Source organism: Ruegeria sp. YTSA135 (assembly GCF_059610165.1).
In genome coordinates this window covers 355213-366734 of record NZ_JBXWNC010000002.1, presented here as the reverse complement: position 1 = coordinate 366734, position 11522 = coordinate 355213, and the positions used below count along the sequence as shown (strand labels likewise).

Genomic DNA, 11522 nt, shown 5'->3' with positions numbered 1-11522 from the left:
ACCGATGCCCGAAAGTCTTTCTGTCCGCAATCGCCCTCGCGGCTCTCGTCATCTACTGGTTATGAGTCCTGAGCGTAAGGGCGCATTTTGTCAGCCGAACGTTGCGAGGTTTGGGATGAGGTTTAATTGATTTTGAATGGGTTGATTTCGTCCTGCAAAACCATCGGTTTTTTTATTTTGTCATTTGGTCAGACAAATCCGGGGTTGCAACGATATCCCAAGGGGTAGTTTGTCACGACAATTAGCGGCGTAGTGACCCGGATTTCTTGCGCAGCTCAGAAGTTGTTACACCCGAAGCTGCTTACAGTACAGAGATCAACACGTTGGCTGCGCCTGCAAAGCCGGCTAATGCAGCTGCGCTTGCCAGGGTTATACATATTATTTCCCACACGCTTAATTTCATTATGGCCCCCACCAAAATGCCCTATACCGTGCAGATAGATCAGATCGGGAATATCGAAAAGGTAGGGTCTGTTTACGTCGCGGAAACTCGCTTTGTGGACAGCGCATATTCGCCGAGATACGGTGCTTTCGGATGACTGGTGGCCGTTTTGGACCAAATTGAAACTTGACCTGTAGCCGTACAGCATCACCTTCCGAAACTGTCAGGCTTTTACCGACCCTTTCTGATAGGCTGCGATAAGAAGGCGTTGAATGTCTGACGTTCCACCCAGCGTAATCGTGCCTGCCATATCGCGAACCATCCGTTCGCATTCTCCGGTCAAATAGCCGCTTGCACCGTTGATCCGCTGCGCGTCCAGTGCATTTTCTAGCAAAGATTCCGCAACCTGTAGCTTCGCCACCGACGGGGTCATGCGGTTTTGGACGCCGGCATCCAATTCTCGCGCGGCGTTTTCGATCAACAGGCGGGCGATCTCATAGCGGACCTGCATATCGGCCAGACGATTCGAGACGGTTTGATTGTTGATGATTGGCCTACCATTCGGCGCGCGATCACGGGCAAATAATACAGTTTCGTCCAACTGCCGTTTCATCGCACCGACATGGCTTGAGAAAATGAAACTTCGTTCCCACGCAATCGAAAGGTTGAAGATAGCATGCCCGGACCCTTCCGACCCTAAAAGAGACGTTTGGGGAATTTCGACGTTTTCGAATGTCAGCTTCCCAGTGGGTACGGTTCGATGGCCAGCCTTTTCATAAGGCGCGCTTTTCGAAATGCCGGGAAGGTTCAGATCAACTAAGAACGCTGACATTCCCCAGGCCCCGAGATCAGGGTTGGTTAGTGCAAAAACTTGGGCAACGTCGGCGGCAGGTGCCATCCCGATCCAGATCTTTTCACCGTTCAGACGATATCCGTTTTGCGTTTTCTGAGCCGTCGCGCGAATTCCAGTTACATCTGAGCCGCTGTTCGTCTCGGTTACGGCATGCGCACAGATTGCATCACCATTGATCAGGACCGGCAACCATGTCGATTTCTGTTCCTCGCTGCCAAACTCCACAATTGACTTTTGCATTGCCCAAAGCTGGCCGTTCAGGCCAAGCAACATACCATTGTCCCGACACCCTTCACCCAGCGCATGCAGCGCCTGGACAGCTTCAAGACATGACCGACCCTCACCTCCGAACTGTTGGGGCACGGTTAACGCCAGAACCCCGGCGTCGGCAGCCGCGCGCCAAAGGGTCCGCCAATCAGTTGCATCTTTTGCACCGCGTCTGTCGCGCTCTTCTACATAAACGCTCAGAACCTCTTTACCAAGGCTGCGGAAGGTTTCGCACTTTTCACCAATCGGTCGCATCGGAACACACCTGTTGTTTGAGCGGGATCAGAGAGTCTTCAACAAACTCATGACATTTTGCACGCTGCTGAAGTTTTCGAACGTGATTTTGTCTGCCGGTATTTCGACCTGCATTTCCGTTTCCAAATGCGCAACAAGTGTCATGACGGCCAGAGAATCCAAAAGCCCTGAAATCAGCAACTCATCAGACGGCTTAACCTGCCGACCGTCAAGAATGGTGCCCGAGATGAAATTTGCGATACCCTGCTCACTCATGCTGCTCAATTGTCAGCCTCCAATAGCTGTCTTCGGTTGATCTTACCGGTACTTGTTTTAGTGAATGTTTCTTTGAATTCTATTTCGTCCGGAACCATGTAGCCAGGAAGTCTGGAGTGCAGAAATGACTTCAGATCCGACGCGCTTAACTCCTGGTTTTCCAGTAAAGTGACAAACCCCAGAATTTTGGCACCGTCTGACGAGACAACAGCCGCCGCCTCTGCAACAGCTGCGTGGCAGTTCATTGCCAACTCAACCTCATCGAGTTCGATACGATAGCCCCGCACTTTGGCCTGGCGATCTTCGCGTCCCAAAAAAACCCACAGCCCGGATGGATTCTGCTCCACTCTGTCCCCAGTCCGATAGAAACGCTTACCGTCCAGTGTAGTGAAAGATCGGGCATTCTGTTCGGGATTGTTCCAGTACCCGGTCATCATGGAACTGGATGACACCAATAGTTCACCGTCGTTTGCGCGCACAAACGTTGCGTGATCCATGGTTCGGCCGATGGGTATCGGTTCGTTGAAGGGGTGGGTTTCAGGAACGGTGTATTCCGAAACCTGATTGACCTCAGCCGGTCCATACGAATTTGATATTTTTGCATAAAAAGCATCGCGCAACAGCGGCAGCGCTGATGGTGGCATGGGTTCGCCACCATAAATCAGCCATCGCAGGCGAGACACATCCCGCTTATCAAGCGCGCCGCGCTGGCAAAGCTGCATGAAAGTGTAAGGGACCGAGCTCCAAATCGTACCGCCACTGTCTTCCAAAAGTTTTGAAAGGCTTGCGGGGAACAGCAGCGCTGGCTCCGGGACAAGTTCGGTCGATGCGCCGACCATTGCAGGGGTAAAGAAATCGGCCAGAGAGAAATCAAAATGTAGCGGCACGGTGTTAAAGAACACGTCGTCAGATCTTAACCCGTAGTGCTTTATCCATGCGTGGGCAAACGCGCTGCCAGAGGCAAATGTGTGACAAATGCCTTTTGGCGTGCCAGTGGAGCCAGATGTAAAGATGATATAGGCCAAATCATCCCGTCTGTTTTCATGACACTCAAAACCGCTCGCCTGTTCATCCGGCATCGAACAGTCGCAACCGGGGATTTCAACACCGACAACTTGAATTTTCTTTTCGGCGATAATTTTTTTGATCAACGCCTCACTTCGCGGGGCACCAATTACAATTGAAATAGCGCAGTCTGAGATGATCTGGACCAAGCGCGCGACAGGTGCCGTTGGGTCGAGCGGCACGAAAGCCGCACCAACCATCCAAACCGCGTGAATGGCGACGGGCATTTCCAGACCTTTGAACAACGCCAATGCAACACGATCACCGGGTTTGACTCCAGCTGAACGCAAGGTGACGGCCATGGCCTCAGCTTTCTTGCGCATTTCAAGGTAGGAAAGGGACGCTCCGTTGCAGCTGAATGCAACGCGGTCGGGCCAATTTTTTGATGCACGCCAGAGCGATTTATCAATGTCGATTATTTCAAAATTATCGTTCAATAGGTCACACCGGCGATTTAGTCGAGCCATGCAGCAAGTTACTGGTCGCGCCACAAACCCAGTCGCTGTCTGTTTCGATCTTAGTCTATTTTCGTTTGCAAAGCGGACATGGATCACTTGTGATCAAATTTTTTGAATTTTTTACTGCCAACTCGACTTAAGAGCCAAACCCAAGGGACACGCAGCACCGCCGCTGAGAAGGACGGAAACACGGTTGCATTGTGCCCTGCAAAGCTGCGCCGTTAAGCGGTATCTACGTAGGTAGACGACACGCGCGACAGGGTTTCCCGCCGCCGAAGCATGTCTGGGGTTTCCGGTAGGTTCAGATGCGTAAGGATATCCGACCACCTGTGTAACCAGTCGTGCTTCTGAAGGGCGTGTTTCAAGTTGGTCTGGCGCATGCGGTCTTGTTCAGCCGTGTCGTCAAGGATCGAAATGATTGCGTCCAGGGCTTTGTCAGGGTCTTCTGGCAGTCGGATCACGGATTCAGGCCAATCGAAATAGTGCAGATAATCCTCGGTTTCCGGCGCATACCCAACTTGAACGGCACCACCTGCGAGGCCTTCGACATGTCGAGGCCCCCAGGCAATATTGCCCTTTTTCTGATCGTCGTGGCCGATCTTGGCGATGTCGACCATGAATAGTTTCGAGTGTTGGATCAGATTTGCCAGTAAGTCCCGGTGCACTTTGTGCTGCGCCGTGGTCGGCGGTTTGGTCGCCGAGTCATATAGGTAGAAACCGCGCCGCTCTGCCAATGTGGTCAAAAGCCTGTCATGCAGTTCGGGACGGCGGCGTCCCATGCAATAGATGTCAATCGGGCGGTCCGCAGTCAGAGCATAAGGCGCAAACCGAACCATGTCGGCGGCTCCGGGCAGGTAAATAACGGGTTTCCCGGTAATGCGGTGCAACGCATCGCAGGATTCGGCAAATGCGCTGGCAATCAGGTCGAATTTCGACAGCGACTTTACCAGCGGCAGATACTGATCGATTCCGCTGCTCCAGACCTCTTCCAGCACACAGACCGCAAGACCGCACCGGTCACGCCAATTTGGGATTGCATCCAACGCCAGCAACTCCAAAGGCTTTTGGGCATTGCAGAAGAAAAGATCATAATTCTGCGATAGCGGGGCTTTTTCCACACCGGACGGCCAATACTGAAACAGAGCGCTGCGCCGGGACAGCCACCGTTTGGGGTTCAATGGAATTTTGCCACTGGTCCTGAGGCGGGGTGCCACAAGCTGCGTATCTTCAATGTCAGAAATGACGTCCTCGAACTCGAACCCTGAACAGCGGGATACATTGTCATTGAGGTTGCGTTGCGAGAAAATCAGGACTTTTCGGTCTGAGGACGCCAAGTGCTTATCCTTTGTCAGCAATAAACCAGCCCGCATTACACACACAGAGTGTCAAATATTAAACAATTTTTCCGCCGCGCGGGCGGTCGGGCGGTTCGAAGGCACAGTTTTGTGCAGATAAAATCAAGAATCATGGAAACTGAACCCATTGTCTGGTTAGCTTTTGGCGTGCCTTCAAATGCCTGACAACGCCTGGCTGATTTTGACCAGCATTGCCGGGCAGGAATTTTTTTGAACAAGGCGCAGTGTGTGTAGTTGGTAGCGGTCTAGTAGAGGCGGTTTTTAATGATTTTCACAGAAACGCATTTGCGTGGCGCTTATTTGGTAGACTTGCAAGAAATCTCGGACGATCGTGGGTTCTTTGCCCGGGCCTATTGCGCAAATGAGTTTGAAAAGCATGGTTTGAAACCGGCAATCGCACAAATAAACCTTTCATTTAATGAGAAAAAAGGCACGATGCGTGGTCTGCATTACCAGCAGGCCCCGGCGACCGAGGCCAAGTTCATGCGGTGTATCAACGGCGCAATCTACGACGTGATTGTAGACATGCGCCCGGACAGCGACACCTACCTTCAGCATTTCGGGATAGAGTTGTCGGTGGAAAACCGGCGCGCGCTCTACGTGCCCGAAATGTTCGCCCACGGCTATCTTGCGCTGACGGATGGCGCGCAGGCTTACTACTCGGCAAGCGAGTTCTACACCCCCGGCGTTGAGCAGGGGTTGCGCTACGATGATCCGGCTCTTGGTATACAATGGCCGCAAACTGTAACGATTGTTTCTGAAAAAGACGCGGGGTGGCCGCTGATCCAGCGCTAAGCCCCACCGCGAATCCCAACCGCGAATCCAAGGACAGACAACCTTTTCATGACACGTTCGACGGAACACAAAACAACGGTAATGGTCACGGGGGCCGGTGGGTTCATCGGTCGCGCTGCTGTCCAAGCGCTTGCTCGCCAAGGGCACCGCGTGATCGCGACATACCGGAGCGACCCTTGCCCCAAGGTTTACGGCGATGTGCATTGGGTCAAGCTTGACGTGACCAACGCGTCGGATGTCAGCGCCATCATCCATCTGCACCGGCCCAGCCACTTGCTGGCCCTGGCCTGGTACATGGGGCCAGGAAACCAGCAGTCGCCAGAGAATTTCCGCTGGATTCAGCATTCAATCGACCTTCTGTTCGCTTTCTCGAGCGCAGGCGGCAAACGTGTAACGTTCTGCGGGTCGTGTATGGAGTATGATTGGTCCGGCACTGACAAGCTGCGCGAAGACAGCACTCCCTTGGTCCCGGCCACTGAATATGGGGCGGCCAAGGCGGCTCTGTTCACGGCCTTTGGTCCCATGTGCAAGGCGCTGGGCCTGTCCGGGTCATGGGCGCGGCCCTTTTTCCTTTATGGTCCGGGCGAGAACCCGCGGCGGCTTGCGGCGGATGTCATCCGCTCGCTGCTGCAGGGGCGTGAGGCGCTATGTACACATGGGCAGCAGAAACGCGATTTTCTGCATGTTGATGACGTTGCCACCGCAATGGTTGCCTTACTGCTGAGCGATCTGCAGGGGCCGGTCAATATCGGCAGTGGAACGGCAATCCCGCTTGCCGATCTGATCCATGAGATCGGGCGTCAGACCAAGGCCGATGATCTGATCCGTCTGGGTGCCCGCGAGGCCCGCCCAGGCGACCCGCCGTTGGTCGAAGCCGACATCACCCGGCTGCAAGACCAGCTGAAATGGACTCCTAGATTTACATTGAAAACCGGAATTGCGGATACCATCGCGTGGTGGCGCCGCGAAATTGTGAGAGAACGTTGATATGAGTGACAAAAATATTGTTATCCTGGGCTCCGGCATGTCCGGATTGGGTGCGGCCCATCACCTGCACGGTGCCGGCGTGTCCAGCAGAATGTATGACAAGAACGCCTTTCCTGGCGGCCATACAGCCACCTTTACACATGATAGTGGTTTCATCTTCGATGATGGACCGCATATTTCCTTTTCGAAGGACCCGCGCATTCAAGACCTGTTCGCCGAGAATGTCGGTGGCCAATACGAAAAGCTGCAGGCCTATGTGAACAACTATTATCACGGCGCATGGGTCAAGCACCCGGCGCAGGCCAATCTGCACAACCTGCCGGACGAGCTGAAAACACAGTGCATTCTGGACTTTATCGAAGCCTCGAAACAGGATGTGGTGGAAAAGCCTGCAAATTATCTTGAGTGGCTGATCTCGGTCTTTGGTAAGACCTTCGCCACCCATTTTCCGGCCGTCTATGGCAAGAAATACCATACTGTCGATGCTGACCAGATGAGCACCGTCTGGATGGGCCCTCGGCTTTACCGGCCTTCGATGGACGAGGTCATCCGCGGCGCAATTTTTGCTGAGACCCCCGATGTTCATTACATCACCGATTTTCGGTATCCGACCGAAGGCGGGTTTATTTCGTACCTCAAGCCGTTCATGGAAAAGACCGATCTGCATTTGGATCACAAGGTCGTCGCCATCGACCCCGAGGCGCGCACCGTGCAGTTCGAAAACGGTGTGACCGAGACTTATGACCACCTGATTTCCTCGATCCCGCTGCCTGACCTCATCCCGATGGTCAAAGGCGCGCCAGATCATGTGCGCAAGGCGGCGGCGAAGCTGGCCTGCACCACCTGTATCACGGTGAATATCGGCCTGGCGCGCAATGACTTCACCCCGGCCACATGGACCTATATCTATGACGAGGACATCGTCTTTACCCGCCTCAGCTTTCCGCACAAAATGTCGACAAAAACCTGTCCACCGGGTTGCGGATCAATTCAGGCGGAATGCTATTATTCTCACAAATACCGCCCGCTGGATGTGTCACCGGATGACCTGATTCAGCCCGTAATCGACGATTTGGTGAAGATCGGCCTGATCGATAAAGATGAGAAAATCCTGCACACCGATGCCCGCCTGATTACCCATGCCAACATCATCTTTGACCTTGACCGGGAAGAGGCGTTGCCGATTGTCCATGACTGGCTGGATCAGGTCGGCATCCACTATGTTGGCCGCTTTGGGGAGTGGGGATACCAGTGGACGGACGAGGCCTTTAAATCAGGTGAGCGCGGTGCCAGAACGGTGCTGGAAAAGATCGGGGCGCTGGTTTAAGCGCCCCGTAAAATTTCCCGTCATACGATGGGCTCGGTCCGGCGGAAATCCTTGTCCAGTTGGTTTTCCTGAAGCAGCGCTTCAAGCTGGGCAAGACGTTTGTATTTGCGGCCCTCGAAATCCTCGACCTTGAGGTCACAAGCCTTGACCGCGTCATAGATTTGCTGGGCGCCCCGGACCGCGTCCCATTTTGGCTTGAACCCCGGAATGGACTTTTCGATTTTGGCCGAGCTGACGCGGTACGAACGGTTGTCTGGTCCAGCGTCCGCTGCGTAGTCGATCTGTGCGCCGGGCACCGTCTTGGCGACAATCTCGGCCAGGTCACGGATCTGATAGTTATTCTCGGTCCGGCAGACATTGAAGGCCTCACCCGAAATGGCCTTTGGGTCGGCTTCCAGCGTGGCGAGAAAGGCGCGGGCCATATCCTCGACATGGATGATCGGCCGCCACGGCGTACCATCCGACATCATGAGGATACGCCCCGAGGTATAGGCGTGCGCGATCAGATTGTTCAGCACGATGTCAAACCGCATTCGGGGGCTGGCACCGTAAGCGGTCGCAAAGCGTAGGAAAGTGGGTGTAAAACTGTCATCGGCCAGCGGTTTCAGGTCGCGTTCGGCCAAAACCTTTGAAACGCCGTAATCCGTCTGTGGGTTCAACTTGCCTTCTTCGTCAACGAAACCCTCACCTGCGCGACCATAATTCGAACAGGACGACGCGAAGACGAACCGGGATACTCCCGCCGCCTTGGCCTCTTTTGCCAAGTGAATCGTGCCTTCGTGGTTTATCTGTTGGGTCAGGCCCGGCCGCAATTGGCCAAGGGGGTCATTTGACAGGGCCGCCAGATGCACGACCGCGTCAAACCCTTTCAGGTCTTCAACCGTCAGATCGCGGATATCCTTGCCAAGGTTGGGGATGTCCGGAACGGTGCCGCCCGGGGCGAAATCCGCGCGGTCAAAGAGATTTATATCGCACCCAGTCACCTGGATTCCCGCCTCGGCCAATACCGGGGCGGTGACCGTCCCCACGTAGCCGAGATGCCCCGTTAACAGAACCTTTTGAATTTTCCCATGTTGCCCACGGACGGTTGCCATTTTTCCACATCTCCTCAAGTCGGCGTTTGTCCGCCAGGTGATCCATGCAATACCAGAATCCCGGATGGCGATAGGCCATCAACTCACCCATTTCCATCAGTTTAGGCAGGGGGCCTTCTTCCCACATGATCTCATCGCCATTTACGCTGGCGACGGCATCGAAAACGCCGGGTTCCAGTACGAAAAAGCCGCCATTGATCCAATCAGCCGCGGTTTCTGGTTTCTCCATGAAACCTTCGACCAGCCCATCGTCGCGCACCTGAAGGTGGCCGAAAGTGGTCAGCGGACGTACCATGGTGATGGTGGCGAGTTTTCCATGTGACCTGTGAAAGGCAATAAGCGCATCCAGATCGACGTTCGATACCCCATCGCCATAGGTCAGCATGAAGGTCTCATTGCCAAGGTAAGGTTGCAGCCGGGCCAGACGCCCACCGGTCATGGTGTCCATGCCGGTATCGATAAGATCCACGGTCCAGGGCGGCGTCTCAGGCTCAGGCCCACCGTTTGCATAGTCGGGTTCGCCGAACAGCTCGCGCTGATCGAAATCAATACGCAGGTTTCCCTGATACTGGCACAGTTCTGAAATGTAGCGCTTGATCAGATCACCCATATACCCAAGCGCCAGAACAAACTCGTGATGTCCGTAGGTCGAATAGTGCTGCATGATATGCCAAAGGATCGGCCGGTTGGCGATCTCAACCAAAGGCTTGGGGCGGACCCGGGTCTCTTCGATCAGGCGAGAGCCCTTACCACCTGCAAATATGGCTGTTTTCAATGGTGCCTCCCAACGAAACTGATTACTGCAAAAACTTTTAAAAGTAGGAACATTCAAATTCGACACTACGTAGGCGGCCGCTGTCAATCTTTGTGGCCACGGCAGGCGCAGAAAACGCAGAAATTTTTGATATTAGCTGTTCATAGGTCGATAGACGGGTTCCGAACCGATTTTTTTGGCTCTGCTGCCATCATATGCGACGGTTGAACCCCGGAACTTGGCGTCGTCTTTGATCGCCCTGGCCACAAGGTTCATTTTGGTGACGTAGGCGACAAAGAATATCCAGTTGGCCTCTAGCCGGCCGAGCAAGGTGCTTTCGGTAATATTCGCCAGCATGTATGTGACCATCAGTGCCAGCGCGCAGACAATCCCGGCACGGTTTTCAACGAACCGCATGGAATAAAATGCGGAAAAGAAAAAGCGCACGATGACGGTGCCTAAAAGTACAACACCCACAAAGCCGGTATTTAGCCAGGTTTCGATCAGTCCGTTATGCGAATAAAATGGTGCAAAACCCAGATTGGCCCTGTTGGCAAACCATGCGAGGTGACTGGAGTCAGGGTGCCAGAACGCGCCGTAGCCCCAACCAAGCCAGAACCGGTCCATGACGTAGGGCCAAGTAAGTTCCCATATGGGAATTCGCTCGGACAGGGTTGGTTTGCGACCGATCAGTGCAAATAACGGATCAGCCAACGGCGAGGACAATAAAAAGGCGATCAAACTAATCAGCAGGACCGAGAACAGAATAAAGCAGATCGCCCAGATGACCTCGAACCGAGGAATGATTCGACTGACCACCAGCGCACTCATCGAGACCAATGCAACCACTTGCGATGTGCGGGATTCAGACGCGACCAGTAACAGCAGGCCGAGGAAAAATGTGACCTGAAACACCAGCTTCAGCTTTCCCTTCACCTGACCCATCGCGTAAAACGAGGTCAGCAAGGTCATGACGCAGGCTGCACCCAACCCGTTCTTGTGCAGGAAAATTCCGTTCCACGTATCGCCCCAGGGCGGTATCCCCCGGGCTTGTGGCAGGGCAGCGATGGCACCCATGGTCAGTACCATTACAACCGCGTAAAACGACGCCATGAACAACAGCAACCCGCGCAGCGACATGATGCTGCCCAAAAAAAGGGCAAAAGCGGTTGTGACGACCAATGGCACGCATCGCTCGAACGAATAGGCCGGAAGGCTGCTTATTGCGGTCGAGACCAGCGCCCAGATTACAAGGATCGCAAGCTCTGGCGAAGCAAACGCACCGCGGATAAGGTGCCTATAGTACAATGCCGTAATTGCGATGGCAGGCAGCAACATCAGGATTTCCAGCTTGTTGGCCAGATTGTTCTGCCACAGCACAATGTTGAACAGATCCGTGCCGAAAAAAACCAAAAGCATCAGACATAAAGTAAGGATCACGTGACGGAACGGCAGGTCCGATGCGTGTCGATTGGTGTTATTCTGGCTCAGGGCGGTCATTGTTAAATCTGTCAGACCAATTGATAGCGTTCCGGGCTGAACGACCAACCCGGCAGTTTTTCGAATAAATGCGAGTATCCGAAGCTTACGCAGCGATACGTGGATTGTCTATCACGGCAGAACCTAGGAATGCTGCAACGCCGACTTGGTGCACAATTACTCGGCAAATTCGGGG

10 protein-coding genes are annotated in these 11522 nt (G+C 53.9%); 3 read left to right on the top strand and 7 right to left on the bottom strand.

The window, feature by feature from the left end; all coding sequences use genetic code 11:
• Positions 1-605 precede the first annotated feature (605 nt).
• From AC2FIT_RS04815 to AC2FIT_RS04800, 4 genes are all read right to left on the bottom strand, one after another.
• Positions 606-1757 (bottom strand): acyl-CoA dehydrogenase family protein, encoded by a 1152-nt coding sequence (locus tag AC2FIT_RS04815; protein ID WP_496827151.1) that lies wholly within the window; start codon positions 1755-1757, stop codon positions 606-608.
• A 27-nt stretch (positions 1758-1784) separates the two neighbouring features.
• A complete protein-coding gene (locus AC2FIT_RS04810; RefSeq protein ID WP_496827171.1) occupies positions 1785-2012 on the bottom strand; it encodes a phosphopantetheine-binding protein in 228 nt (75 codons plus the stop codon).
• A 5-nt stretch (positions 2013-2017) separates the two neighbouring features.
• On the bottom strand, positions 2018-3544 hold the full coding sequence (locus AC2FIT_RS04805) for an AMP-binding protein (RefSeq protein ID WP_496827148.1): 1527 nt from the start codon (positions 3542-3544) through the stop codon (positions 2018-2020).
• A gap of 212 nt (positions 3545-3756) precedes the next feature.
• The gene (locus AC2FIT_RS04800; RefSeq protein ID WP_496827146.1) at positions 3757-4869 is read right to left on the bottom strand and encodes a glycosyltransferase family protein; all 1113 of its coding nucleotides are present in this window, start codon (positions 4867-4869) and stop codon (positions 3757-3759) included.
• A 285-nt stretch (positions 4870-5154) separates the two neighbouring features.
• On the opposite strand from AC2FIT_RS04800, the gene rfbC reads away from it, so the two are divergent.
• From rfbC to AC2FIT_RS04785, 3 genes are read left to right on the top strand one after another with little or no spacing between them, the layout of a single operon-like run.
• Positions 5155-5685 carry a dTDP-4-dehydrorhamnose 3,5-epimerase gene (rfbC, locus tag AC2FIT_RS04795; RefSeq protein ID WP_496827144.1) on the top strand — a complete coding sequence of 177 codons (531 nt, stop codon included), beginning with the start codon at positions 5155-5157 and terminating at the stop codon, positions 5683-5685.
• A gap of 48 nt (positions 5686-5733) precedes the next feature.
• On the top strand, positions 5734-6672 hold the full coding sequence (locus tag AC2FIT_RS04790; protein WP_496827142.1) for an NAD-dependent epimerase/dehydratase family protein: 939 nt from the start codon (positions 5734-5736) through the stop codon (positions 6670-6672).
• 1 nt (position 6673) lies between these two features.
• Positions 6674-7999 (top strand): protoporphyrinogen/coproporphyrinogen oxidase, encoded by a 1326-nt coding sequence (locus AC2FIT_RS04785; RefSeq protein WP_496827140.1) that lies wholly within the window; start codon positions 6674-6676, stop codon positions 7997-7999.
• Positions 8000-8019: 20 nt separating this feature from the next.
• Here AC2FIT_RS04785 and AC2FIT_RS04780 read toward each other — a convergent pair whose 3' ends face one another.
• From AC2FIT_RS04780 to AC2FIT_RS04770, 3 genes are all read right to left on the bottom strand, one after another.
• Entirely contained in the window at positions 8020-9027 is a 1008-nt protein-coding gene (locus AC2FIT_RS04780) for an NAD-dependent epimerase/dehydratase family protein (RefSeq protein ID WP_496827169.1), read from the bottom strand.
• Positions 8954-9868 carry a sugar phosphate nucleotidyltransferase gene (locus AC2FIT_RS04775; protein WP_496827138.1) on the bottom strand — a complete coding sequence of 305 codons (915 nt, stop codon included), beginning with the start codon at positions 9866-9868 and terminating at the stop codon, positions 8954-8956. Before AC2FIT_RS04775 ends, AC2FIT_RS04780 begins: the two co-directional genes overlap by 74 nt.
• Before the next feature lie 132 nt (positions 9869-10000).
• Positions 10001-11347 (bottom strand): O-antigen ligase family protein, encoded by a 1347-nt coding sequence (locus AC2FIT_RS04770; protein ID WP_496827136.1) that lies wholly within the window; start codon positions 11345-11347, stop codon positions 10001-10003.
• Between the last annotated feature and the right edge of the window lie 175 nt (positions 11348-11522).